Source organism: Flavobacterium nackdongense, from assembly GCF_004355225.1.
Lineage (GTDB): Bacteria > Bacteroidota > Bacteroidia > Flavobacteriales > Flavobacteriaceae > Flavobacterium > Flavobacterium nackdongense.
This window is the reverse complement of the sequence record NZ_CP037933.1, coordinates 1,112,794-1,139,127: the sequence shown is the minus strand read 5'-3', so window position 1 is coordinate 1,139,127 and position 26,334 is coordinate 1,112,794. Positions and strand designations below refer to the sequence as shown.

Annotated in this window: 26 protein-coding genes; 9 read left to right on the top strand and 17 right to left on the bottom strand. The window is 35.5% G+C overall.

Features of this window, described 5'->3' with window-relative positions; all coding sequences use genetic code 11:
• Positions 1-22: 22 nt before the first annotated feature.
• The 13 genes from E1750_RS04495 to E1750_RS04435 all read right to left on the bottom strand — a co-directional run bounded on the left by E1750_RS04495 (position 23) and on the right by E1750_RS04435 (position 10,907).
• Positions 23-601: a hypothetical protein gene (locus tag E1750_RS04495; protein ID WP_133275621.1), complete on the bottom strand. Its 579-nt coding sequence runs from the start codon at positions 599-601 to the stop codon at positions 23-25.
• 114 nt (positions 602-715) lie between these two features.
• Positions 716-1,381 (bottom strand): PKD domain-containing protein, encoded by a 666-nt coding sequence (locus E1750_RS04490; protein ID WP_133275620.1) that lies wholly within the window; start codon positions 1,379-1,381, stop codon positions 716-718.
• Positions 1,382-1,655: 274 nt separating this feature from the next.
• A complete protein-coding gene (gene trpA / locus E1750_RS04485; protein ID WP_133275619.1) occupies positions 1,656-2,417 on the bottom strand; it encodes a tryptophan synthase subunit alpha in 762 nt (253 codons plus the stop codon).
• An 83-nt stretch (positions 2,418-2,500) separates the two neighbouring features.
• Complete coding sequence (locus E1750_RS04480) at positions 2,501-2,833, bottom strand: gamma-glutamylcyclotransferase family protein (protein ID WP_133275618.1); 333 nt, start codon at positions 2,831-2,833, stop codon at positions 2,501-2,503.
• A 24-nt stretch (positions 2,834-2,857) separates the two neighbouring features.
• Positions 2,858-4,039 carry a tryptophan synthase subunit beta gene (gene trpB / locus E1750_RS04475; RefSeq protein ID WP_133275617.1) on the bottom strand — a complete coding sequence of 394 codons (1,182 nt, stop codon included), beginning with the start codon at positions 4,037-4,039 and terminating at the stop codon, positions 2,858-2,860.
• A gap of 7 nt (positions 4,040-4,046) precedes the next feature.
• Positions 4,047-4,691 (bottom strand): phosphoribosylanthranilate isomerase, encoded by a 645-nt coding sequence (locus E1750_RS04470; RefSeq protein WP_133275616.1) that lies wholly within the window; start codon positions 4,689-4,691, stop codon positions 4,047-4,049.
• Positions 4,692-4,782: 91 nt separating this feature from the next.
• Positions 4,783-5,565, bottom strand: coding sequence for an indole-3-glycerol phosphate synthase TrpC (trpC, locus tag E1750_RS04465; RefSeq protein ID WP_133275615.1), 783 nt, complete (start codon positions 5,563-5,565; stop codon positions 4,783-4,785).
• A gap of 91 nt (positions 5,566-5,656) precedes the next feature.
• The gene (gene trpD / locus E1750_RS04460; protein ID WP_133275614.1) at positions 5,657-6,649 is read right to left on the bottom strand and encodes an anthranilate phosphoribosyltransferase; all 993 of its coding nucleotides are present in this window, start codon (positions 6,647-6,649) and stop codon (positions 5,657-5,659) included.
• Between the two features lie 164 nt (positions 6,650-6,813).
• On the bottom strand, positions 6,814-7,428 hold the full coding sequence (locus tag E1750_RS04455; RefSeq protein WP_133275613.1) for an anthranilate synthase component II: 615 nt from the start codon (positions 7,426-7,428) through the stop codon (positions 6,814-6,816).
• A 64-nt stretch (positions 7,429-7,492) separates the two neighbouring features.
• On the bottom strand, positions 7,493-8,893 hold the full coding sequence (locus E1750_RS04450) for an anthranilate synthase component I family protein (RefSeq protein ID WP_133275612.1): 1,401 nt from the start codon (positions 8,891-8,893) through the stop codon (positions 7,493-7,495).
• 311 nt (positions 8,894-9,204) lie between these two features.
• The gene (locus tag E1750_RS04445) at positions 9,205-9,771 is read right to left on the bottom strand and encodes a YceI family protein (RefSeq protein WP_133275611.1); all 567 of its coding nucleotides are present in this window, start codon (positions 9,769-9,771) and stop codon (positions 9,205-9,207) included.
• Positions 9,772-9,799: 28 nt separating this feature from the next.
• Positions 9,800-10,432: an NAD(P)H-dependent oxidoreductase gene (locus tag E1750_RS04440; protein WP_133275610.1), complete on the bottom strand. Its 633-nt coding sequence runs from the start codon at positions 10,430-10,432 to the stop codon at positions 9,800-9,802.
• 13 nt (positions 10,433-10,445) lie between these two features.
• Positions 10,446-10,907 (bottom strand): MarR family winged helix-turn-helix transcriptional regulator, encoded by a 462-nt coding sequence (locus E1750_RS04435; RefSeq protein WP_133275609.1) that lies wholly within the window; start codon positions 10,905-10,907, stop codon positions 10,446-10,448.
• Between the two features lie 206 nt (positions 10,908-11,113).
• Here E1750_RS04435 and E1750_RS04430 point away from each other — a divergent pair, with 206 nt between their 5' ends.
• The 7 genes from E1750_RS04430 (at position 11,114) to E1750_RS04400 (ending at position 17,891) form a co-directional block, all read left to right on the top strand.
• Entirely contained in the window at positions 11,114-11,425 is a 312-nt protein-coding gene (locus E1750_RS04430) for a rhodanese-like domain-containing protein (RefSeq protein WP_133275608.1), read from the top strand.
• A gap of 51 nt (positions 11,426-11,476) precedes the next feature.
• The gene (locus E1750_RS04425) at positions 11,477-13,057 is read left to right on the top strand and encodes an NADP-dependent glyceraldehyde-3-phosphate dehydrogenase (RefSeq protein ID WP_133275607.1); all 1,581 of its coding nucleotides are present in this window, start codon (positions 11,477-11,479) and stop codon (positions 13,055-13,057) included.
• 271 nt (positions 13,058-13,328) lie between these two features.
• Positions 13,329-13,733, top strand: a complete 405-nt coding sequence (locus E1750_RS04420; RefSeq protein WP_133275606.1) for a c-type cytochrome — start codon at positions 13,329-13,331, stop codon at positions 13,731-13,733.
• A gap of 183 nt (positions 13,734-13,916) precedes the next feature.
• Positions 13,917-14,387 carry a hypothetical protein gene (locus E1750_RS04415; protein ID WP_133275605.1) on the top strand — a complete coding sequence of 157 codons (471 nt, stop codon included), beginning with the start codon at positions 13,917-13,919 and terminating at the stop codon, positions 14,385-14,387.
• A gap of 253 nt (positions 14,388-14,640) precedes the next feature.
• Complete coding sequence (locus tag E1750_RS04410; RefSeq protein WP_133275604.1) at positions 14,641-16,743, top strand: FAD-binding and (Fe-S)-binding domain-containing protein; 2,103 nt, start codon at positions 14,641-14,643, stop codon at positions 16,741-16,743.
• 35 nt (positions 16,744-16,778) lie between these two features.
• Positions 16,779-17,081 carry a hypothetical protein gene (locus tag E1750_RS04405; protein WP_133275603.1) on the top strand — a complete coding sequence of 101 codons (303 nt, stop codon included), beginning with the start codon at positions 16,779-16,781 and terminating at the stop codon, positions 17,079-17,081.
• A 93-nt stretch (positions 17,082-17,174) separates the two neighbouring features.
• Positions 17,175-17,891: a (Fe-S)-binding protein gene (locus E1750_RS04400; protein WP_133275602.1), complete on the top strand. Its 717-nt coding sequence runs from the start codon at positions 17,175-17,177 to the stop codon at positions 17,889-17,891.
• Between the two features lie 219 nt (positions 17,892-18,110).
• Here the strand turns inward: E1750_RS04400 and arsB are convergent, their stop codons facing one another.
• The 4 genes from arsB to E1750_RS04380 form a co-directional block, all read right to left on the bottom strand.
• Positions 18,111-19,175, bottom strand: coding sequence for an ACR3 family arsenite efflux transporter (arsB, locus tag E1750_RS04395; protein ID WP_133275601.1), 1,065 nt, complete (start codon positions 19,173-19,175; stop codon positions 18,111-18,113).
• A gap of 2 nt (positions 19,176-19,177) precedes the next feature.
• Positions 19,178-19,810 (bottom strand): arsenate-mycothiol transferase ArsC, encoded by a 633-nt coding sequence (locus tag E1750_RS04390; RefSeq protein WP_176582352.1) that lies wholly within the window; start codon positions 19,808-19,810, stop codon positions 19,178-19,180.
• Between the two features lie 26 nt (positions 19,811-19,836).
• Positions 19,837-20,307, bottom strand: coding sequence for a DUF6428 family protein (locus tag E1750_RS04385; RefSeq protein WP_133275600.1), 471 nt, complete (start codon positions 20,305-20,307; stop codon positions 19,837-19,839).
• A gap of 357 nt (positions 20,308-20,664) precedes the next feature.
• Positions 20,665-20,997 (bottom strand): ArsR/SmtB family transcription factor, encoded by a 333-nt coding sequence (locus E1750_RS04380; protein WP_133275599.1) that lies wholly within the window; start codon positions 20,995-20,997, stop codon positions 20,665-20,667.
• Between the two features lie 836 nt (positions 20,998-21,833).
• Here E1750_RS04380 and E1750_RS04375 point away from each other — a divergent pair.
• The gene (locus E1750_RS04375; protein WP_133275598.1) at positions 21,834-23,225 is read left to right on the top strand and encodes a T9SS type A sorting domain-containing protein; all 1,392 of its coding nucleotides are present in this window, start codon (positions 21,834-21,836) and stop codon (positions 23,223-23,225) included.
• 249 nt (positions 23,226-23,474) lie between these two features.
• Positions 23,475-26,162: a triple tyrosine motif-containing protein gene (locus E1750_RS04370; RefSeq protein WP_227873961.1), complete on the top strand. Its 2,688-nt coding sequence runs from the start codon at positions 23,475-23,477 to the stop codon at positions 26,160-26,162.
• The last annotated feature ends 172 nt before the right edge of the window (positions 26,163-26,334 follow it).

Genomic DNA, 26,334 nt, shown 5'->3' with positions numbered 1-26,334 from the left:
GCGGGGGCTGTTCGCCGTTCGTCTATATGATTATTGTACCACTTTTACAGAATGTTAATTTTGCTTTTTTTATAAATTCTTTCAGTTCTGTTTCTTTAGTGGCATTTGCATTTTGTAATTCAAAATACCATTCCGTTGGATTCATTTCTCCATTTCTAAAAATCCAAATTAGAAATCGTTTAGTTTTAAAATTTGGATTTAGTAAAGGCAATTCATCAAAAGCACCAATAGCAAGTGAATCAGTTCGGGTCATATTATAAAATATTTTTTCGTCTTTGGTCATTTTATCGATTTCAGCTTTTGTTTTAATTTCAGTAATTTCATTGCCCATAACAATGTTTGGATAAAAAATGCCTTTGGTGAAAATCAGTTTATATTCTTCCTTTAAATTCGGAATATTTAATGTTTTTTCGTCATATTTAATTGTAAAATCATTTACAATTATGATTTTCCCGTCAAACTTTTCGTAAGCAGTTTTTAAATACTCTTTTTCAAAAACTCTTTTTGCAAATTTATATTTACCTTGATTAAGATTTTCTGTTTGACAAAATATATTTCCAATTGAAAACAATAAGATTACAACGTATAGTATTTTTTTCATATTTTCATTGCTGGCGCGAGCGTCACGCTCGTGCCCATTTAGCTTTTGTTGGTGTTCACGAGCTAGAAGCTCGCGCTAGCGGGGGATTGTACCTACTTAACTTTTTTAAGAAAATTAATAAACACTTTTTAATTCAACAGCACCTCTTAAGTCAGCACCAACTCTTTTAATAATTTTAGTAGTATCTGATATTGATAATATGCTGTGCTTACTGTTTTTAATCCAATTCATATTATACCTGGTATATTCTTGATTTTGGATAAAAATTGACGTTCCCAACAAAAAAGTGGCATTAGCTCCATAAACTTCTGTTTTAGCATAAAGAGTGTCAGAAATATTTTTAGAATTTAGTTCCTTCCTAAATGAAGTTCCATTATGCATGTTGTCTACATACGAAAGAATATCTAGTTCACGGGAGCTTTCGTTTTTTATTTGATAGCTTACATTACCAGGGTAAACTATAACTTTTTGTGAAGTAACTAGGCCATTGATTTCAAGTTTTACGTAATGAGTTCCCGGTATGTCAAATCTATGTGTCGTTTTGTATCCGCTTATTAATTTTGTTCCGTCACCAAAATCCCAATGATAATTAGTTTTTCCTAAAGTGTCAGCTGCTTCAAAATTAATTATGTCGTGTAAATAAAGGTGACTTGCTGTCGCCTTAAATCTGGCATTTCTCACAGCAATTGTGTCCGAAGGAGAATCATTACAAGATAAAAAAAACAAAGAAAATAGAACAATAATAAAACGCTGATTAAATTTAGGTTTGTAAGTTTTCATAATTTAGTTTTATGATATAGTAAAAATGTAATTATACTTATTATTTAAAACACGTTTATGACGTTGTATTGCCACTAACTTCCTTATTGAAAATAAACCTTGGTGTATATAACCAAAATCGGCTACATTAAAGGAAATTTGTTTCGCATTTTGTTCTTCAAATATATAAAAATAATCTTATAGTTATTAAAAACTTAGTAATTTTTAAATCAAAAAAAAACGGCGTCTAAATTACCTTAAACGCCGTCTTGATCTATATCAATTTACATTTTTTCTATCGAATCGCTTTTACAAATTCCCCAATACTTTCAACTCCATTCTCAGTCAAATTTGTAATGAAAGCACTTCCTATAATTGCGCCTTTGGCAAATTGCGTGGCTTGATTGAAGGTTTCCTTATTACTAATTCCAAAACCGATTATCTGAGGATTTTTCAGGTTCATATCGGCGATGCGTTTGAAATAATTTTCTTGTGTACTTCCAAAACCAGATTGGGAACCCGTAACACTAGCCGAACTTACCATATAAATAAATCCGTCCGATACGCTGTCGATAAAACGAATGCGCTCGTCCGAAGTTTGAGGTGTAATCAGGAAGATGTTTTTGAGTCCGTATTGCTCGAAAGTGGCTTTGTATTCGTCAGCATACACGTCAACAGGAAGGTCTGGAATGATTAGGCCATCGATGCCAATTTCGGCACATTTCTGGCAGAAATTTTCCACTCCATATTGCAGCATCGGATTAAAATACCCCATAATCACCAATGGAATGGAAACTTTTTTTCGGATGTCTTTGAGTTGGTCAAACAAAACTTGGGTGGTCATTCCGTTGTATAAAGCTTGGGTGGAACTCTCTTGAATGGTGGGACCATCGGCCAACGGATCACTGAATGGCAAACCGATTTCGATCATATCGACACCTTTTGCTTCAAGGTCTTGTATAATTTGTACTGTATCGTTTAAATTCGGATATCCAGCTGAAAAATAGATAGAAAGTATTTTGGTATTTGCTTGTAATTTTTGATTGATTCTGTTCATTTATATGTTTTTACAAATTAGATTTGACCACTTTTTAAAAGTTGTCAAATCTCGAAAAATCATTTTCAGATTTGATGTTTTATTTAAAAGTGAGTTAAATCGGCAGCGCTATAAGCCCAGGCTTTTTGGTTGGAGTTCAAGTGTACTTCAACTCTTTTGTAATGCATTCCTTCGTACAAATCGGCTTGATGAAGTTCTTTTTCTGTTACGTTATAGACCATTCCATCAATGAAATCGGCTGGGTTTTCGGTTTCTACAATGACCGGATAATGGACAATTCCAAATTCTTCTTCGATTTGGATTCTTTTCAATTCATATCCAATGATTCTTTCGGGAGTGCCGTGTAAAACTCTACCGAAAAGATTTTCTTGCACATCATCGTGTTGCAAGCTGCCGTAGGTGAATAATTTTATCATATTCTACTGTTCTATTAAAGTCAATTATAATTTGAAATAATCAATATAGGTGTTCAAATCTTTGTCACCACGTCCCGATAAATTGATAATGACGAGGTCTGAAGGTTTGAATTTTTTTTGTTCTAAAACCGCAAAGGCGTGGGCACTTTCTATCGCTGGAATGATCCCTTCGAGTTGTGAAAGTTCTAATCCAAATTGCATGGCTTGTTCATCGGTAATCGAGATGAATTCTGCTCGACCTGAAGCGAATAAATTGGCGTGCATAGGTCCCACTCCAGGGTAATCTAATCCGGCTGAAATGGAGTAGGGTTCGGTAATTTGACCGTCAGCTGATTGCATCAGCAAGGTTTTACTACCGTGAATGACACCTATTTTGCCCAAAGCAGAAGTGGCTGCACTTTCGCCCGAATCTACACCCAAACCCGCTGCTTCAACAGCAATAATATTGACCTCAGGATTATCTAAATAATGGTAAAAAGCACCCGCAGCATTGCTTCCGCCACCAACGCAGGCTATGACGTGATCAGGATTTTCTCGTCCTTCTTTTTCTAGCAATTGTATTTTTGTTTCTTTGGAAATGACACTCTGAAAACGCGCCACCATATCAGGATAAGGATGCGGGCCAACCACCGAGCCGATGATATAATAAGTGTCCACGGGATTGTTGATCCAATCGCGAATGGCTTCGTTGGTAGCATCTTTTAGCGTTCGTGAACCTGAAAGTGCCGGACGAACCTCGGCTCCCAACATTTTCATTCGAGCCACATTTGGAGCTTGACGTTTGATGTCGATTTCTCCCATGTACACGATACATTGCAAACCCATCAAAGCACAAACCGTTGCTGTGGCAACACCATGTTGACCTGCGCCAGTTTCGGCTATGATTCTGGTTTTGCCCAATCGTTTGGCCAATAAAATTTGCCCAATTGTATTGTTTACTTTATGAGCACCAGTATGGCATAAATCTTCTCTTTTGAGGTAGATTTTAGTATTGTATTTTTTAGACAGTCGTTCCGCAAAATACAGCGGAGTCGGGCGACCTACATAATCCTTGAGCAAGGCATCAAATTCTGCCTGGAATTCAGGTTCTGCTGTAATTTTTAAATAGTTTTGGCGTAGTTCCTCTACATTGGGATACAACATTTCAGGTATGAATGCTCCACCAAATTCTCCGTAATAACCTTTTTCGTTAACGTTGTATGACATATTTTTTTTATTTATTTTGGAGACGTTGCATTGCAACGTCTCTACATAATTGTATATTTTTTAATCCGGGTTCTATTTCAAATTTACTGTTCACATCGATGGCGTGAATGGGTAATTTTTTTGTAGAGACGTCGGATTGCATCATCTCTACCAATTTTTTTATTTCTTCTATTCCAATTCCTCCACTCAGAAAAAACGGTTTGGTTGACGGATAATTTTCCAAAACCTTCCAATCGAAGGCGGTTCCGTTGCCTCCGGGCAATTTTCCCTTGGTGTCAAAAAGGAAAAAATCACACACCTTTTCGAAGGGTTTTAATTCTGCAAAGTCAAAGGTATCTAAAATTGAAAAAACTTTTATGATATCTGTCAGGTTTGGTATATTTTTTTTTAAGTTTTTGCAAAATTCAACCGATTCTTGTCCGTGTAATTGAACTGCTTGCAAATCGTATTTTTGAATTTTATCTAAAATTTCATCCAAAGAAGCATTCACAAAAACCCCGACTTTCTTGATTGATTTTGGTAAATCAGGCATTGCACCATCAAAATATCTAGCCGATTTCTCCCAGAATATAAAGCCCATATAATCGGGTAGGAGCGCGCCTATTTCGAGGATATTTTCGGGATATTTCATTCCGCAGATTTTGAGTTTCATAGTTTACTGTTTTTTAACCACAAAGTTCGCAAAGAAGGCGAAAAGTTCACAAAGCTTTGTGTGCTTCGTGCTTCCTCCGTGTTCTTTGTGTTTAAATTAATTTTGAAATAAATTCCATTGCAGCTTCGCCGGCATTGTCGGTTTTCATAAAGTTTTCTCCAATCAAGAAACCTTTATAACCAAAAGGTTTTAGCTCGTTGATGGCTTCGATGGACGAAATACCGCTTTCGGAAACTTTTACGAAATCATTTGGAATATGGTCTGCCAATTTTTTACTGAAATCCAAGCTGACTTCGAAAGTTTTTAGGTTTCTGTTGTTCACGCCAATCATATCTAAGCTAGGCATTATCGATTTCTCTAATTCTTCTAAATTATGCACTTCCAATAAAACTTCCAGACCTAAACCTTTGGCAAATTCGGATAAACTTTTGATTTCTTCACGAGTCAAAACGGCAGCAATCAGCAAAATTAAATCGGCTCCGTGGGCTTTAGCTTCGAGGATTTGGTATTCATCTACAATGAATTCTTTTCGCAATAACGGAATGTTCACTGAAGCTCTGGCCAATAGTAAATCGTCTAATGAACCACCAAAGTATTTTCCGTCCGTTAAGACTGAAATCCCACAAGCGCCCGCATTTTCATAACCTTTTACCACTTCTTCCACGGTGAAACTATAATTAATTTCAGCTTTCGAAGGTGAACGACGTTTGTGTTCGGCGATGATTCCCGATGGGCTGTGTCGCAAATTTTCGCTCAAAGAAAGGGCGTTTTTCTCAAAAAAAACCGAAGCTTCCAATTGCGAAACGGGAATGATGGATTTCTTAAGAATGACTTCTCGCCTTTTGTCAATGATGATTCTGTCTAATATATTCATTAGTATTTGTTTAATGTTTTCTTTGTTTAAAGTTTAAAGTTTAAAGTTGCTCAATATTCCATCAACTTTAAACCTTAAACTTGAAACTATTTTATTTACTTAATTCTTGTAATTTTTTTAAAGCTGCCAATCCTTTTTTAGTAACTAAACTTTCTTTGGCAATTGTAAAACCTTCCAGCGGACTGCATTTGGTGACCGTCGCAATGGCCATTCCCGCATTGGCACAAACTACATTATTTTGAGCTTCACTACCGATTCCTGAAATGATATTCATAAACATTGCCGCCGATTCGTCGATGGTTTTTCCGCCTTCGATTTCGTTTTGTGACAATTGGCGAACGCCAAAATCTTCTGGCTTCAAAATGCCTTCCATACTTTTTGTAATCGTTTTGGTTGGACAGGTCAAAGAGATTTCATCATAACCTTCTAATGAATGTAAAATGGTGTAATTGATGTCCGTGTTTTGGTATAAATACGCATATTTTCTAGCCAATTCTAGGTTGTAAACGCCGACCAATTGGTTTTTAGGAAAAGAGGGATTGATCATTGGCCCCAACATATTAAAAAACGTTCTTATTCCTAATTCTTTTCGAATAGGGCCTACGTTTTTCATTGCAGGATGAAATAGAGGGGCGTGCAAAATACAAATTCCAGCTTGGTCGATACATTTTTTCAAAAAATCACTGTCATTGCTGAATTTTACCCCTACTTTTTCCAATACATTACTCGAACCAGAAATGGATGAAACGCCATAGTTTCCGTGTTTTGCCACTTTAATTCCCGCTCCTGCAGCGACAAAAGCAGCCAAAGTCGAGATGTTGAAAGTGTCCTTACCGTCACCACCAGTTCCGCATAAATCGATGGTATTATAATCGGATAAATCGACTTTAATACACAATTCTTGCAAGGCTTCGCGAAAGCCGGCTAATTCCTCGATACTGATGCTTCGCATCATATAAACAGTCAAAAATGAAGCAATTTGACTGGGATTATAACTTCCTTTGGAAATGTTGAACAAAACGCTTTTGGCTTCTTCTTTCGAAAGCATTTCGTGGTTGATAAGTCTGTTTAATATTGTTTTCATTTTTATTGTTTTTGGTGCTGTAGAGACGTTGCAATGCAACGTCTCTACGTATTCAATGTTCGTTTCCGGAATAAATCCACATAGATTCTGTATTTCCAGCACGTTCAAATCCGTTTTTTTTATTGTCAAAAGGGTACTGATTACTACTAACAGAAAATAGAACACTAATTCTTCAGCCAGTTTTCTAAAATTTTCTTCCCGTTTGGTGTTAAAACGCTTTCTGGGTGAAACTGAACGCCACGCACATCAAATGTTTTGTGACGCAACGACATTACTTGTCCATTTTCGTCGAATGAGGTGGCTTCAAGAACATCAGGCAAATTGGCATCAACCACCCACGAATGGTATCGACCTACTTCGAATTCGGTTCCTAAACCTTCGAATAAAAGTTCATCATCTACCGAAGTTTTTACCATAGATGAAACCCCGTGATAGACTTTATCTAAATTCGACAAGGTTCCGCCAAAAACTTCTCCGATAGCTTGCTGTCCGAGGCAAACACCAAGAATACTTTTGGTTGAAGCATATTTGGCAATCACAGCTTTCAATAAACCGGCTTCATCAGGAATTCCCGGTCCTGGCGAAAGCAATATTTTGTCGAAATGCGAGATTTCGTCGATATCGAATTCATCGTTTCGGTAAACGGTAACTTCGCAATTCAAATCTTCTAGATAATGCACCAAGTTGTAAGTGAAGCTATCGTAATTGTCTATGACTAAAATAGCCCCCCCCGCCCCCGAAGGGGGAGTTGTTGTTGCGGATGTATTGTTGTTATTCATTTTATTTTTTTTTTAAAGTTGTAAATTAAGCCTTCCAATGTTCCCCCTTTGGGGGTTAAGGGGCTTATATTTTCTCCGCTAAGTCTAACGCTTTGTTCAGCGCTAATAATTTATTGTACACTTCCTGCATTTCGCTTTCTTCATCGGAACTTGCTACGATTCCAGCACCCGCTTGCGAATGCAATTGGTGGTTTTTGCTCAAGAAGGTTCGAATCATAATCGCGTGATTGAAGTTGCCTTCAAAATCCATAAAACCGATGGCGCCTCCATAGAAATTACGATTGGTTTTTTCGTAGTCTTCGATCAATTGCATTGCTCTGTGTTTAGGCGCTCCACTCAAAGTCCCCGCTGGGAAAGTATCGGCCACGACTTGCATAGCGGTAGCTTTTTCGTGTAATTGCCCTGTTACTTTCGAAACCAAATGAATCACGTGCGAGAAGAACTGAATTTCTCTGTATTTTTCTACCTGAACACCGTGTCCGTGACGACTCAGATCATTTCGAGCCAAATCGACTAACATCACGTGTTCGCTATTTTCTTTTTGGTCTTCCGATAATTTTTTGGCCAAAACAGCATCTTTTTCATCGTCGCCAGTCCTTCTGAACGTACCGGCAATAGGGTGGATTTCGGCTTTTCGGTTTTTGACAATAATCTGTGCTTCGGGTGAAGAACCAAATATTTTGAAATCACCATAATCAAAAAAGAATAGGTAAGGCGAGGGGTTGATGCTCCGCAAGGCGCGGTACACATTGAATTCATCCCCTTTGAAGCCTTGGGTAAATCGTCGGGATAAAACCAATTGAAACACATCGCCTCGTTGGCAATGCTTTTTAGCTAAGGCAACATTGTGTTTGAATTCTTCATCGGTCAAATTAGAACTACCTTCGCCATCACGGCTAAATTTGTAGGATGCAATATTTCGAGATTGTAATAATTGTTCGATTTCCGAAATATTATTTTTCCCATCTAAACTATGACAGAAAATGTACGCTTCATTTTTGAAGTGATTGATGGCAATGATGTTTTGATACACGGCATAAAAGACATCCGGAATAGTGGTTTGTTCGTCTTTTTTGGAGATCGTCACTTTTTCGAAATAACGAACGGCATCATATGAAATGTAGCCAAACAATCCGTTATTGATGAATTTGAAATCATTTTTTTTCGATTGGAACTGTGCAGAAAATTCCTGAATGACTTCCGGAATATCTGTTTTGGAGTCGATCAAGATGGTTTCGGTAGTTTGGTCAGGAAAGATTTTGTAGATCGTTTCGTTTTCGATTTTGATTGATGCAATAGGATTACAGCAGATGTACGAGAAGCTATTGTCGTTACCGTGATAATCGCTACTTTCTAAAAGTAAGCTATTCGGAAATCGATCCCGAATTTTGAAATAAACGCTTACCGGTGTAATCGTGTCAGCGAGTATTTGTTTGTATTTGGTTTGCAGTTTAAATAGTTTCATTTTTATTATTTGATAGGCAGATGACTAAAAATTTCAATTTATAAATCAAAAAAAAGGCTTGTCGTGATGACAAGCCTTTTGTATTTATAGTTTATACTATGGGAGCTTTGTTCACGACTATTGACGTAAATTATTCCACCACCAAGTATTGTTTGTAATTGTTTTCATAATATTTTCTTGCACAAATATATAAATCAAATTTGATTATCCAAATAGAAAAAAATAAAATTACTTTTTTTGTTGATTTTGTTAAATAACAAACCCCAACAATTTTATTGCCGGGGTTTGCGAGTAATGAACACAGTATCTATTTAGAATACAAGTTTTACATTTAATTCGAAATCATCATAGATAGCTTTGTCACCAATGCTTTCGAAGAAAGATTTAGAGTTGTATTTGATATCGTATTTTGTACGATCTACCATAAATTTTGTTGTAGCAGAATTTCCTGTAACTGTCATATCAAAAGTTACTGGCTTAGTGATTCCTTTGATGGTTAAATCTGCAGTTACAGTATAAACATTGGCAGATTTTGTTCCGATTTTTTTGAAAACTAGCGTAGCTGTTGGGAATTTAGCGGTTCCAAAAAAGTCATCTGCTTTCAAGTGACCATTCAATTTTCCTTGGTATTCTCCAGATAGGTCAGTAGCTGTTAGGCTTGCCATATCCACAGTAAAGTTACCACCGCTAAGTTTGTTTCCTTTCAAAACCACTGCTCCCTCTTTGAAATTTACGGTTCCGTTGTGTTGTCCTGTTACTTTTTTTCCTAACCATTCGATGCTACTTTTAGACACATCAATTTTTTTGGTTTGAGCAGTTCCTGCCGCTGTAGATAAAACTACTACTAATGCTAATGCAATTGATTTTAAATTTTTCATAATGTTAAATTTGTTTTTAGGTTTATAATTAAATTGTGATGAATAATTCTTCTTTTGATTTTCTGACTTTTTTATAGTGTTGAGTTGCATCTTCGCTGTGGCGATACCCGATAGGCGCTAGTAGTGATGCGTTTAGTCCTAGTTCTTTTAGTCCTAATATTTCATTGACGTCGGCAGGTGAAAAACCTTCCATCGGTGTCACATCAATTTTTAGTTCGGCCGCAGCATTCATTAAATTGGCTAAGGCCAAATAGGTTTGTTTGGAGTTCCAAATGTTTTTTGCATCAGCAGATAATTCATTGATTTTACTTTTCATAAAACCTTGATATCCTGCAAGTGATTCTATTTCGATTCCTCTAGTTTTGCTTGTGTTTTCGAAGAATTCATCGATTTGAGCATCACTAATATCCGTTTGATTGGCAAAAATTAGAAGATGAGAAGCGTCTACAACTTGCGACTGTCCCCAAGCAGCTTGCTGAATTTTGGCTCTCAAATCTTGATTTTCAATGATAAGAATTTTATAGGGTTGTAAACCGTAAGAGGAGGAACTCAAACGAATCGCTTCCAATAAAAGCTCAAAATCTTGATTTGAAATTTTTTTGGAGGAATCGAATTTTTTTGTCGCGTATCTCCAGTTTTGATGGTCTAAAAAAGTGTTCATAGTGTATTTGAAATTAATTGTAATGATTTCTATATTTTTCTAATAAGTCGTTGAGAATTTCTAACTCTTCTCTATTTAAGTTTTTGGCAAATGAATGCTCGTGTTCCTTTATTTTTGGGTCTAATTCAGATAAAAGTTCTAGGCCCTTGGTAGTAATTAGCACTTCAATTTTTCGTCGATTTTCGCTACACACCTCTCTTGTGACCAGCTCTTTCAATAATAATTTATCTACCAATCGGGTGGTGTTGCTCGTTTTGGCTAACATTCGCTCCTGAATAGAGCACATATTCGCCGGACAACCTTTTTGACCTCTTAATATTCGCAATACATTATATTGTTCAGCTGATAAATCGTAAGGCTTCAAAATTTCATTTAATTTGTCGGTTACCACATTTTGTGTGTAAAGGATATTTAAAATTACTTTTTTGGAATTGTCTAAAGGCACTGTACTTTTTATTTCGTCTTCAATTTTCATATTTGTATATATGTAATTTGTAGGTACAAATGTATTACTATTTTTATTTGTATATACAAACGAGATATTAATTTTTTGTTAAATTATATTCAAAAGTTAAATTTCTAAATTTACGATAACGTTTTCTTTGAATGTTTAGCGTATTATCAAGATTGTCATTCTATTTTTTAAAATAAAACTTCCTATTTTTACAAAAAAAAGATACTATGGACTTAACACAAGAAGATTGGGTTTCACAATATGAAGCCGATACGAACGCCGTTATTTTAGACGTTAGAACAGAAAATGAATGCAATGAAGGGATCATTTCAAATGCCATCAACATCGATATTTATGAGGGGCAGGGGTTTATTGAAAAAATTGAAGCCTTAGACAAATCCAAAAATTATTATGTATACTGCCGTTCGGGAGCGAGGAGTGCGAAGGCTTGCGAAGTAATGGAAAGCCTTGGTTTTGATCACGCTTTTAATTTGTTAGGAGGAATTTTGGGCTGGGATGGCGAAATCGTTTCTCCATAAAGAAGGAGGTATTACAGCTTTTTTCTATAATTAATTCTACACATATAAATAATGAATATAATTCCACAGGAATACCAAATTAATGCGCCTTTAGTGCAAGATACTTATTTAGTAAACGGAGATTTAGTCAAATGGACTGGAAAAAGCACTTCAGTGTATTCCACCATATCATCAACAGCGGATTACGAACCCACTTTTTTGGGTACAATCCCTTTTATGGGCGAAAAGGAAGCGATAGAAGCTGTCGACGCTGCCACCTCAGCCTATAACAATGGTCAAGGTTTATGGCCGACAATGAAGGTCGTGGATCGCATCAAATGTATGGAGAATTTTGTTTTCCAAATGAAAGCCCAGCGAACTGAAGTTGTAAAACTTTTGATGTGGGAAATTGGAAAAACATTGGGCGATTCCGAAAAAGAATTTGACAGAACGGTCGAATACATCTATGATACTATCGAAAGTTACAAAGAGTTGAACAGTCGAAGTGCTCATTTCTCAAAAGTACAAGGGATAAATGCGATGGTTCGTAGAGGTCCATTAGGGGTTGTTTTGTGTTTAGGTCCTTACAATTATCCTTTGAATGAAACCTTTACTTTATTGATTCCCGCTTTGATTATGGGGAATCCGGTTATTTTTAAACCTGCCAAATATGGGGTATTATTGATTTCTCCTTTATTAGAAGCGTTTCGAAGCAGTTTTCCAAAAGGGGTAATTAATATTCTTTTCGGACGTGGTCGTGAAGTCGCTTCGCCGATTATGAAATCTGGAAAAATTTCGATTTTGGCATTGATAGGCAACAGTAAATCAGCTATTGCTTTGCAAGATTTACATCCGAATAAAAATAGATTGCGTTTGATTTTAGGATTAGAAGCCAAAAACCCAGCCATAATTTTGCCTGATGCCAATTTAGATCTGGCCATTCAGGAATGTGTTGCGGGTTCCTTATCCTTTAACGGACAGCGCTGTACAGCATTGAAAATTTTGTATGTACACGAATCTATAGTCGATGAATTCAATAAGCGATTTGCTGCAAAAGTAGATGAGTTAATTTATGGAAATCCTTGGGATCCTTCGGTTTTTCTAACTCCATTGCCTGAAACGGATAAACCTGATTATATTCAGGAATTGATTGACGATGCAAAATCAAAGGGAGCAAAAGTGCTAAACAATAAAGGGGGAGATCGTTCACAGAATTTTATATTTCCCGCCGTTTTATATCCAATCAATAAAGAAATGAGAGTATACCAAGAGGAGCAATTTGGCCCTGTCGTACCTATTATTGCATTCAAAAACATTCAAGAACCACTCAATGATATGGCGGAATCACAATATGGTCAACAAGTAAGTTTGTTCGGCCAAAATATCAAAACCATTGCACCGCTTATCGATACCTTGGTCAATTTAGTATCGAGAGTCAATTTGAATAGTTCGTGCCAAAGAGGGCCCGATGTATTTCCGTTTACCGGTCGAAAAGATTCAGCAGTGGGAACCTTGAGTATTCACGATGCATTGCGTTCTTTTTCAATCAGGACTTTTGTGGCTTCAAAAGACAATCAGTACAACAATGAAATCTTGCAAGATTTACTCAATAGCAAAGAGTCTAATTTTATCAATACCGATTATATTTTATAGCGTTTAACCCACCTAATCCAAACCGCATCAGTTGTCTACTTTTGCGGTTTTTTTGTGTTTAAAACTAACTATTTTATAACTGTTAAGCACGCTACGGAACATTAATACGGAATGAAATTGACCACTAGATCCTTTGTCAGTAATCATTGAGAATTCATTTATTCAAGTAATTGTTATATATCCGCATTTTTTTAAAAATTTCGTGATAATTATAGTAATTTTTTGAAAAAACTGTAGTATCTTTACTATGTAAATTTTAAACTTTGAAACAATGAAAAGTAATTATTTGTTTTTAGGAGCTATCGTATTACTGTTTTTCGGAAGTCCTACTATTGTTGCTCAAAAAAGTTGGGCAGTTCCCGAATATACTAAGGGTTTAAAAAATCCATTTGCTGGAAATAGCAAAGCGACTGCAGAGGGAAAAATCATATACGAACAAATGTGTGTTTTATGCCACGGTCTTACAGGAAAAGGGAATGGAGAAGCGGCCTTAAGTATGGATAATAAACCAGCTAATTTTTTGGCTTTAAAAGACATTCCAAATGAAACCGATGGTGAAATTTTCTGGAAAATTACCGTGGGAAAACCGCCGATGTCGTCTTATGATGAATTGCTAACCGAAGATCAACGTTGGCAATTGGTCAATTATATTAGAGCGCTAAATAATAAAAAATAATTTTTTAATACCAATTAGGAGTCATTTCCATTTCTAAATGGCTCCTTTTTTTATTTTGATTATTTTGTTGTTAAAAATCTTCTTTGAGGTTGAAAATTTCGTGACCGACTGGGTCGTTTTTGCCTCTATTTTTTTATATTTACCCTGATAATTTCAGAAATTACTAATTTAATTTAATCTGCAATGAGAAATAGAATTCTTCCTTGTTTACTTTTGTGTTGTTTAGGCTTTATAAGCTGTAACAGAAATCAAAAAAATGCCGCTGATCAGGCAGTAGCGGAAAAACCCGTTAGCGTTCAGTGCTATGTTTCAATCTATGAAAAAGACACAGTTAGCATTCAAATCAACACTTTGAAAAGCGGGAAATTGACTGGGAATATGGACATGAAATTGTTCGATATGCCTGTAAAAACAGGTAAAATTGCTGGTGAATATAAAGGCGATACCCTATTTGTGGATTATAGTTTTATACAAGGGACCAATGAAAAAGTCGTTTTCAAAAATCCGATGGCGTTTTTAAGAAAGGGGAACGAACTTGTTTTAGGAAATGGTACAATAGAGACCTATTTAGGCACTTCTTATTTTAAAAAAGGTGTTCCTATCGATTTTGAAAACGTGAAATATAAATTTTCAGCCGTCGATTGCGCTAAATAGCAATAATTCATCCTCTATTTATTAATCGAAGTTCACTTGGATTGAATTTAAAAATTAATTTGAGTCAGAAAACATAATGAAATTATTTTGTCCCAAACTTGCTGTATCGATATTGTATTATTGGGCTTGCTTAAAGTCACTATGCTAATCTTTCTGATACAACTAAAAATCCTTGTCTTATGACTTATTTTAAATCATAATGAAGTTTTAATGATGTACTTCTTTGGCAAATAATACATAATATACAATCGCGATGCTAGCTCCGTCTTATCAAAAGTTAAAAGATAATTTATCGAAATTTATTGATCCAAAACGAATCTTGGACAATCCTTTGCAAACTCTTGCATACGGAACCGATGCCAGTTTTTACAGATTGATTCCTGAAATTGTCATTCTGGCGCATAACGAAGCTGAAGTAATCGAAATTATAAAACAAGCCAAAAAGCTCAATATTGCTTTGACTTTTCGCGCTGCAGGAACCAGTTTGTCAGGTCAGGCAATTACGGATTCTGTCTTGGTGGTCGCTACACACGGTTGGAAAAATTTTGAACTTTTAGATAACAATCAAAAAATTAAATTAGAACCTGGAATTGTTGGCTCGCGAGCGAACACTTTCTTGGCGCCTCACGGATTGAAAATAGGACCTGATCCTGCATCGATTAATGCAGCAATGATCGGCGGAATCGTGGCGAACAATGCCAGCGGAATGTGTTGCGGTACGGCTCAAAACTCGTATCAAACCATAGCTGATATTCGAATAGTTTTAAACGATGGAACGGTGCTCGATACTTCCGATGCTGAGTCTGTGGCGGCTTTCAAAAACAGCCATAAGGCTTTAATTCAAGAAATTGAAAGTCTTAGAAATACCATCAAAAACGATGAATCGCTGTATCATTTCATTAAAAACAAATTCAAAATAAAAAACACTACTGGGTACAGCATCAACGCCTTGGTCGATTATGAAGACCCAATTGAAATCATCAAACACCTGATGGTCGGCTCCGAAGGTACTTTAGCCTTTATTTCGAATGTGACTTTCAAAACGGTGATTGACGAAAAATTCAAATCCTGTTCGTTGCTCATTTTCAATACGATTCAGGACGCTTGCAATGCTACGATTTTATTGAAATCTGCTCCGGTTGCAGCAGTAGAATTATTGGATAGAGACTCCATCCGTTCGGTGGAAAATGATCCTGCGGCTCCTGATTATTTTAAAACCTTGCCCGAATCGGCTTGCGCTTTGTTGGTCGAATGTCGTGATAATACTGTGGAAGTTTTACAACAAAAACAAGAAGCGATTCGATTGCAAATACAATCCATTCCGACTTATACCGATTATGAATTTACGTCTGATCCCAAACAATATTATTTCAATTGGAAAGCTCGGAAAGGCCTGTTGCCAACAGTCGGAGGTCTTCGAAAAAATGGCACAACCGTAATCATTGAAGATGTGGCTTTTCCATTGCCACAATTGGCTGAGGCTTGTTTGGCATTGAAAGACTTATTCAAAAAATACGAATACCACGATGCCGTTTTATTCGGACACGCCTTAGAAGGAAATCTGCATTTCGTTTTTTCCCAGGATTTTTCAACCCAAACCGAAGTCGATCGGTACGAAAAACTGATGTCGGAATTAGCCATTTTGGTGGTCGATCGTTTCAATGGTTCGCTAAAAGCAGAACACGGAACAGGTCGAAATATGGCCCCATTTGTAGAGAAAGAATGGGGAACTGCGGCCTACGAAATTATGAAACGCATCAAAACTATTTTCGATCCGAATAATAAAATCAATCCCGATGTTTTAATCAATCCTGATCCGAAAGCGCATCTCAAGAATTTAAAACCAATGCCCGAATCCCACGCCATCGTTGACAAATGTATGGAATGTGGTTTTTGCGAACCGTATTGTGTTTCCGAAGGCTTGACTTTATCGCCACGGCAACGCATCGTGATTGCCAGAGAAATCAGCCGATTAGAAGAATCGAATGAGAATCCAACCCGATTGGCCGCTATTCGTAAAGACGTAACCTATCAATTGGATGAAACCTGCGCCACCGATGGACTTTGTGCCTTGGCTTGCCCCGTGAATATCGACACGGGAAAATTTGTAAAAACTTGGAGGGCAAACGAACTGAACGGCAGTTCTAAAAAAGTGGCAGAATATATTGGATCTTCTATGGCTGGAACCACCGCAGTTTTGAGAGTAGGATTGAAAGCGGTTTCCTTTTTCCATTCTATTTTAGGAACTCGAATTATGACCACATTATCGAATGGAATTCATTTTATTAGTTTTGGTAAAGTACCCAAATGGATTCCCGAAATGCCCAAAGGAGCCGATAAAATAAAGACACTGTAAATATGTATTTCCAAAAAATTGTAAAATAATTCAAAATGAAATCTCTTAATTATATTACCATTATAAATACAATAAATGAACTTTCAAAAGTTGAAAAAATAGAAATTTCAAATAAACTTTTAGATATTCTAAATAACAATGAATTACCAAAAGCTGAAAATCATAATAGAAAAAATGATTTAACAACCAGTTTTTTTAAAATTGAATTGGATGATGAAGTAATAGAAGAAATATTTGATTTATTAATAAATCTTGAAGTAGCCAGTTTAACAGAAAGTGGAGAATCTAGTGAAATGACAAATTTTTATGTTGATTTGTTAGATAAGTGGTCAAATTAAAACTATTTATAATTTTGTTTCAAAAGTGAAAAGTATCTGGTTTAAAATTCGCAACTGAATTTTTAGCCACAAGACAAATCAAAAGCATTAAAAATGAATACTAATTCCGAATTAAAAGTAGTGTATTTCCCTTCTTGTATCAACAGAAGTATGGGAAAAAATAGTTTTCAAGCAGCAGATGATCTGCAATTGACGGAACTTACCCATCAATTATTGGTTCGAGCTGGTTTTACGATAATTTATCCCGAGGAAATGGATGCGCAGTGTTGTGGAATGCCATTTTCTAGTAAAGGTTTTGCCAAAGCCAATCATTCGCAATCTAACGCTCTGGAAACAGCGCTATTGAAAGCGTCGGAGAACGGAAAATATCCCGTTTTGTATGATATGAGTCCGTGTTTTTATCATTCAAAAGAAGAATTTTCGGAAAACCTAAAAATCGTGGATCCAATCGAATTTATGATGGATTATGTGATGCCTCGTTTGACTGTAAAAAATAAAAAAGATACTGTTGCGGTTTTCCCGGTTTGTTCTGTCAAAAAAATTGGAAAAATGGACCAGCTTTTGGCTTTGTCCCAACTTTGTGCGCATCAAGTGACAATGATTGATAGTAATTGTTGTGGTTTTGCAGGTGATAGAGGATTCCTAGTTCCTGAACTCAACGAACACGGATTAAAAGACTTAAAAGCTCAAATTCCTGAAAGTTGTACAGAAGGTTATTCAACTAGCAGGACTTGCGAAATAGGTTTTGAAAGAATGAGTGGCATCGATTTTAAATCTATCTTTTATTTGATAGAAGAAGTGACAAGGTAATTGGTACTACTGGAAATGTTGTGAACATTCTATTTTTTTTCGAACCATTAAAGACATTAAGTTTGCTTCGCTAGTGTCAATGAGCATACTTCAGCCCTTAATTTTCTTAATCAGCTTAATGGTTTAAAAATAGTTGTGATTATAGTTTTAATTGTTTTGATTTTCACACAAAATCCAGTAGAACCAGATGAGGTATTGGAATAGTTTTTCAAATATGGATTATTTCGAATAATACTTTTTTCGAAACCAAAAAGCCATATTGACCAGTGCTATCAAGGCGGGAACTTCTACCAATGGGCCAATAACACCCGCAAAAGCTTGTCCGCTATTGATGCCGAAAACCCCAATGGCAACGGCTATCGCCAATTCGAAATTGTTTCCTGTAGCGGTGAATGCAATGGCAGTAGATTTTGAATAATCGGCGCCAAAATATTTCCCAATGAAGAAACTTATCACGAACATTATTACAAAATAAATTACCAACGGTAGTGCAATTCGTAAAACATCAAAAGGAATTTGAACGATTAATTCTCCTTTTAAACTGAACATTAAAACAATCGTAAACAATAATGAAATCAAGGTTATTGGAGAAATAACAGGAACGTATTTAGTCTCAAACCATTCCGAACCTTTGAGTGCAATTAAGGAGTAGCGACTGATAACTCCCAAGGCAAAAGGTATTCCCAAATATATCCCAACACTTTCGGCGATTTGTCCAATACTGATATTGACTTCAAAACCGGTGTAACCAAAATAGGGTGGAAGTATAGTGATAAAAACGTAAGCATAAACGCTATAAAATAATACTTGAAAAATACTATTCAAGGCGATTAATCCTGCTGCATATTCTCGATTTCCATCGGCTAAATCATTCCAAACAACAACCATCGCAATGCAACGTGCTAATCCAATAAGGATTACACCAATCATATATTCAGGATAGCCATTTAATAATAATAATGCCAAGAAAAACATTAAAATTGGTCCAACAATCCAGTTTAAAAATAAGGAAGCTCCTAGAACTTTAGTGTTTTTGAATACTTCGTTCATTTGCTCGTATTTTACTTTTGCTAATGGCGGATACATCATTAAAATTAGGCCTATTGCCAAAGGGATATTAGTGGTTCCAGTAGAAAAAGAGTTGATATAATTACCAGTCGAAGGAATAAAATAGCCAATTAAAACGCCTAATGCCATTGCTAAGAAAATCCAAAGCGTCAAAAATCGGTCAAGAAAACCTAGTTTTTTTCTTTCTACCACTGGGGCACAATTATTTGCAGACATAATTATTGTTTGATTTTAGAGAACACATAAAACATTTCGGTGGCAATTTGCACACTTCTTTCTTCGTATTTTTCGGCTTGTTGAGGTGTGTTGTCGAACGCTTTTGGGTCTTCAAAAGTGATGGGAATTCGCACTTCGGCACCGGCAATAAACGGACAACCTTGATCGGCTGAGGAACAGGTTAGAATCGCTGCAAACTCGCTTTGTGGATTGAAATCGTCGTCAAAAGTTTTAGAGAATCCAATAACGGGATGTGCATTCGTAGCATATTTTATGGCATAAACAGGGTTGTTTCCTTCTGCTATCGTTTCGATTTGAAAGCCTTGTTTTTCCAATGTTTTGGCTACCATTGGAAACATTGCAGTGGCTTCAGTTCCACCAGAATAACAATACACGTTTTTGATACCATAATGCGCGGCTGCTGTTTGTGCCCATACCTGCGACAAATGGCTTCTTCTAGAATTGTGTGTACAAATCAGGTTCAGTCTAATTTCTTTGCCGTTGTAGACTTTTCTTTGAGTATAATCTATAAGTGGTTGTAAAACTGTTTTGCGTTCTTCGGATATGCTTTCGAAGTTTAAAGTTTTGATTACATTTTCAATTGCCGGAAAAAGGATGGTTTTTGTGGGGGTCATTTACTATTGGTTTTATTATTTAAAAATTAACAACAGCTTCCGCCAGGCGTGCAGCAGCTTTGTTCTATTTTAATATCTGATAATTTTACTTTTTGTTTTTCGGTAGGAATGCCACATTGGTCTTGGGCCAAACAAGCCGTTTTTTTGTTCAGCAAAACAAAATCGTTTCCGTTGAAATTCAAATCGTATTTGCCGATGGTTTGTGTCTGATATTCCACTTCAATTTCGAAATCTTCGATGCCCAAAACGGTTTCAGACAATTCGATGATGTTCAATAATTTTTGAGGTTTCAAACGATGTTCGAAATCATTGGCATCCCACAATTGGAAGTTGACCAAGGTTTCTTTGCGAACGGTTCCGCCACAATCGATGAAGTTTTTAGTGATTAAACCCACTTCGGTCACGTGAAAATGTTCCGGCACTGAAGTTCCGTCGGCCAAAATGAAGTTTACCGCTTCAACCGATTTCAAGATGTTTTTTACTTGTGATAGCTTCATTTGTATCTATTTATTGTTTTTTATTGGTCAAATGTAATTTGCCTAGATCGTCATCTAAGTTTAGACAATAATTTTGGTTGGCTCATTTCATTTTGTTTTAAATTTAAATTAGCGTTTTTCTATAGCAGAACTAACAATCTTAGAGATCGATTACTATTTTTAACCACATAGATTATTGAAAAATATAATTTAGAATGGTTTTCATAGGTATTTTATTTACACATAGCTATGAAATCTTTTATAAGCAAAGCGCCTTTCTACTTAAAACAAACAATTTTTCTATTTGGTTTAAACTTTTTAATATTAATAGAGTTAAGGTAAACCGGTTTTAAAGACCTTTTAGGTCTGTTATTCGAATTAACAACATTGATTTTTAGTTTTCTCCAAATGATTGGAAATCTCTTGAAAAAAAACTTTTATTTTTTCGAAACCTCCTGCGTCAATGCAATAGCAAATTGAAGCGCCTTCGAAATTTCCTTTGATTAATCCCGCATTTTTGAGTTCTTTAAGGTGTTGTGAAATAGTAGGTTGCGCCAAAGGGAGTTCGTTGACAATCTCACCACAAATACAAGAATTCACTTTGAGCAAGTGTTCTATAATGGCGATTCGTGCAGGATGTCCCAATGCTTTGGCAAGAATCGCGAGTTCATTTTGTTTTTCTGTAAAACCGTCCGTTTTAGTTGTTCCCATCGTTATATATTTATATTGCAATATTACGATTATATTTTTATTTTTTGAGTATATAATTAGTTTTTTAGTAGGGGTGGAGTTAAAACAAGGGAGGTACAACAAATTGAACCTTTAAAAATTTCGCTGAAGTTCCAATTTTGAAACCGTTGGTTATGCTCATTTTCTATGTTTTCTTTCTCCTTACAGCAAACAGTTAATTTAAGATATTGGTTTTAAATAATTTAAGGTTTTATTTTTTTGCACCGTTGTCCGATCAAATACACGTGTATTCTCTGAGGGACAAATGTACTATTCGCAATCTTCTTGCTGTCAACATTTAACCTCTACGCGGTACGCTCCGTTAGGCGTAAAATGTTGGTAGTTAAAAAACAAATCATTCGCCTTTTAATGTCCATAGGGACGATATTTACTGGCGATTTTAGTTTCATTGCAATTTTAATCGGACAATAATGATTTTTTAATTATAATTTCTATTTGTCACTCGTCCAGAGCTAAGTTCTAAAAAGGAATTGGTACTAATCAATAGTTTGGAAAATATCAGGTATTTTGTTAATGAACTGTCAAAACAGTTTTTTTAGTATTGTTTTTTTGTCAATTTCTAAATTTAAATAGGATAAATAATTAACATTTACATAATAGTAACACAACATTACCACAACAATGAGTTTTTTTAGTAGTTGAAATGTTGACAGAATTTTTAGCTTAAAACCTATATACGTAATGATTTCAAACGTTTTCGTCCTTTTTTGTTTTGTATAGTTTTTGTATAGTTCAACAAAATATCAATAAGATGAGGATTGCTTACATTTGAATATTAACTTAAAAATTTATTTATTATGAAAAAAATTACTTTAAAATTGAAATCAATTTTAGTTTTGGTGGTTCTATTGACAGCGTCCTTTGGATACTCTCAAAATCTTTTGTTAGGATTTGAAACTGGAGAAAGTGGGGGCGTAAATGGAGGTCCTTTCGGCAATATGCCAGCTCCGGTTGTTGAAGCTGGTACTTTAACTAACACGTCACAAGTACTAAAAATTGTGGGAAGTGCAAGTCCTGAGCCTTGGCAAGGAATCAATTTAAATTTAACATCTCCTGTTGGTTTGACAACAACCAAAACGATGACTATGGATGTACTTTCATTTACACCAATTACATTTTTGGTAAAAGTAAATGGTGGTGTTTCTGGTGCGCCTGAAGCAGCAGCAGAAGTTACTCATAACGGTAATGGTCAATGGCAAACCCTTTCTTTTACCTTTAATACTGCTTTAGATGGCAAAGCGCCTATGGCAAATGGTATTTATAATTCGTTTGTAATTCATGCCTACTGGAAAGCTGGTGAAACGTCATTCTTTCCCAATGTAACTACTCCCGCAAGAACTTTTTATGTAGATAATATTAAAGGACCCCTTGGTGTTCCTCCTGTTGAGCCAGTCCCAACTGTTGCTGCTCCAACTCCTCCTAACAGAAACGCCGCTGACGTAATTTCAATATTTAGCAATGCATACGCTAATATTACTATTGATAATTGGAATGCAGCTCCAATCTGGTATGCACCCACCGGAAAAGTTGTTCAAGATGTTATGATTGCTGGTAATGCTACCAAAAAAGTGGATCACGCTGGAGATGGTTTCATCGGTGTTGATTTTAGTACTCTGGCAAATCATAAAGATTTGAGCGCGATGGAACGTTTTCATATGGATATTTGGACTTCTACAGCAACTTTGGATAAAAGTTATAATTTGAAGCTTTCAAACTTTAAAGCAGATAATACAGGTGAATTAAACGCTATTGAGTTTTCTACAACTAATGGAAGCAACCCTGCTTTACCTAATCCTAATCCTGGTACTTGGATTTCTTTGGACATGCCTTTATCAGCCTGGACAGTGGGAGCAAGAAATAATATCGCACAGTTTATTGTTACCTCTAATTTGGGTATTGTTTATTTTGACAATGTTTATATTTACAAAGGAACGGCTTTAGGAACTTCAAAATTTGAAACTTCAAGTGTGAAAATGTATCCTAATCCAGTGAAAAACACTTTGACTATAGAAGCTAACAGTGAAATACAAAGAGTATCGGTTTATAATATTCTAGGTCAAGAGGTTTTGAAAGCTAGTCCAAAAAGTAACAGAGCAACTTTGCAAACCAATGAACTTCAAAAAGGAGTATACATGGTCACTACAGAAATTGATGGAAAAGTAAGCACATCAAAAGTGGTTAAAGAATAGTTTTTAGGTTAAATAGTTTTGTTTTTAAAGGCACGTTTCAAAAAAACGTGCCTTTATTGTTTTTATCCCATAATTATTTCTATTTTTATAAAACAAAATTTTCAATTTCTTAATCAAATGATGAATAATCGTCTTCTTAGATTTATTTCTTTTGCTTTTTTGTTTCATTTTTCTATCGGTATTTCCCAAGAATTACCGCCAATAATCAAATATTCCCCAATAAGTTATGAGGGGGGAAATCAAAATTGGATGATTTCTCAAGACACCAATCAATATCTTTATTTTGCCAATAATGAAGGGCTGTTAGAATTTAATGGTTCCAGTTGGTCACTTTATCCTTCGCCTAATGAAACCATTATCCGGTCGGTAAAAATTATTGGAGACCGAATTTACACGGGCTGTTATATGGAATTTGGCTTCTGGAAAAGACAAGTCAATGGCAGGCTAAAATACACTTCACTTAGTTCTAAAATTAAAAACAAGTTTATAAACGACGAAATCCTTTGGAACATAATCAGTTACGATCAATGGGTGGTTTTTCAGTCTTTGAATAGAATTTTTATTTTTGATTCTCTAAAAGGAACCCTAATCATCGTGCCAACCAAAAATGGTATTACAAAATCATACAAAGTAAACAACTCGATTTATTTTCAATCCTTAAATGGTGGACTTTTCGAAATTGAAAGTGGCAAAAGTAAGTTGGTTTCGGACAATCTGGTGCTGCAAAAAAATCGAATTGTTAACATCTTCTCTATTGATGAGGGGCTTTTGATTCAGACTGAATTCAATGGCTTTTACAAACTAGCAAATGCCGTTTTGACGAAATATGCGACGGCGATCGATGGGGAATTAGCCTCGACCAATGTGTATAGTAGTATTCGATTATCGGACGGCAGTCTAGTCATCGGAACGGTTTCGAAAGGTATATTTATTTTAAACAAAGAAGGTAATTTAAAATACCATATCACTCAAGTTACCGGCCTTACCAATAACACAGCATTATCTTTATTTGAAGATTTTGATAAAAATCTTTGGGTGGGTTCAGATAACGGAATCAATTGTATAAATCTGCAATCCCCGATCCATAGTCGAACAGATGAAACCGGGAATTTAGGAACTGTTTATGCGGCTAAAATCTATCAAAACAAGCTCTACATTGGAACCAATCAAGGTTTGTTTTACAAAAACAGCGCAACCAATGAAGGATTCACGCTGATTAATGGAACTAAAGGTCAGGTTTGGTCCTTATTTGAACATGATGGCACTTTATTTTGCGGTCACGATTCGGGTACATTCGTAATCAATGATGCCAATGCCAAAAATATTTATTCGAGCTCAGGAACCTGGAAAATTCAAACAATACCGAATCAAAAGTCGGTCTTACTGCAAGGAAATTATTCCGGTGTATCGGTCATCGAAAAAGTAAATAATCAATGGATATTCAGAAATAAAATTAAGGGCTTTGATTACTCCTCCAGATATTTCGAAATCGATAATGCACTGAATGTCTATGTAAGCCACGAGAAACAAGGGCTTTTTAGACTGCAATTGGATCCGAAATTGCTAAATGTACGAGCACTGTCCACTTATGGTTCTCCGAAAAGTGGCAAAAATTCAGGTTTGGTCAAATTTAATAACACAATTTATTACGCTTACAAAGAAGGTATTTTTAAATTGAATGCTAAGACTAAGCAATTTGATAAAGACAAATTATTGAGTTCGGTATTTGAAAAAGACCAATATACTTCGGGAAAAATGATTGTTGATAATTCGAATAAAATTTGGTTATTTTCTAAAAATTACATCCATTATTTTTCGTTAAGTAAAGTGAGCAATCAGCTCAAACAAAATGTGATTCCTATTCCTGCTTCTTTGACCAATGCGATGCCTGGTTTTGAAAATATTACACAAATTTCGAATTTTGATTATTTAATAGGTACAACAGATGGCTATTATGTTTTGAATATTAGTGATCTAGCCTCCCAGAATTATACGGTATCTATCACGGAGGTTACAACCAATAAATTAGGAGAAAAATCAAATTATCAGTCTGTGAAAAATGAAGGAGAGTTTCGGTTCAGCGAAAATAATATTTCATTTGATTACTCAGTACCCGAATACAATAAATATATCAAAGCAGAATATCAGTATCTTTTAGAGGGTTTTCAAGAGGATTGGAGCGAATGGGGTACTAAATCAACGGCGAATTTCAAAAATCTTTCACCCGGCGACTATGTTTTCAAGGTGCGGGCTAAATTTGCTAATTCTGCTATAGAAAATACTGCGATTTATTCTTTCACGATATTAAAACCATTTTACAGAACAAATTTGGCACTTTTTATCTATTTTCTATTACTGATGGTAGGTTCTTATTACATTCATAAAGCGTACAGACGTTATTACCATAAACAAAGAGAAAAGTTAATCGAAGAAAACAACAGATTACTCGAAATTAAAGAGCTGGAAATGGAACAACAATTTATGAAGTTGGAAAATGAAAAGCTTGCGCTCGATGTCGATTTGAAAAACAAAGAGTTGGCAGCCTCAACGATGAGTTTGAATAGTAAAAATGAATTGCTCGCTTTTATCAAGGAGGATTTGAAAAAAACAACCGAAAATAGCGCCAGCTTGAGTGTAAAATCAGTGATTCGAACCATCAACAAAAATATTACCGAAGAGGATTCTTGGAAAGTATTTAAGGAAGCATTTGATGTAGCTGATAAAGACTTTTTGAAAAAAATCAAACAGGAACACCCGCTATTAACTCCCAATGATTTAAGACTTTGCGCTTACCTTCGATTGAATCTATCATCCAAGGAAATTGCGCCTTTACTGAATATATCACTCCGCAGTGTAGAGATAAAAAGATATCGTTTGCGTAAAAAAATGGATTTACATCACGAACAAGGACTTGTTGAGTATATCTTGGCTGTATAGTTTAGGTTTATTTCTTAAAATTTAACTATACATCACCACAACATTATCGTTTTTTTAGGAGTTGGTAGGAGCACAATTATGATTTTTTGTGCAGCATTTTCTTCAATAAACACAAAGTTTTATTTAAGTATCAAAACTTTAAGACGCTTTTTTTTGCATTGTATGTTTTTTG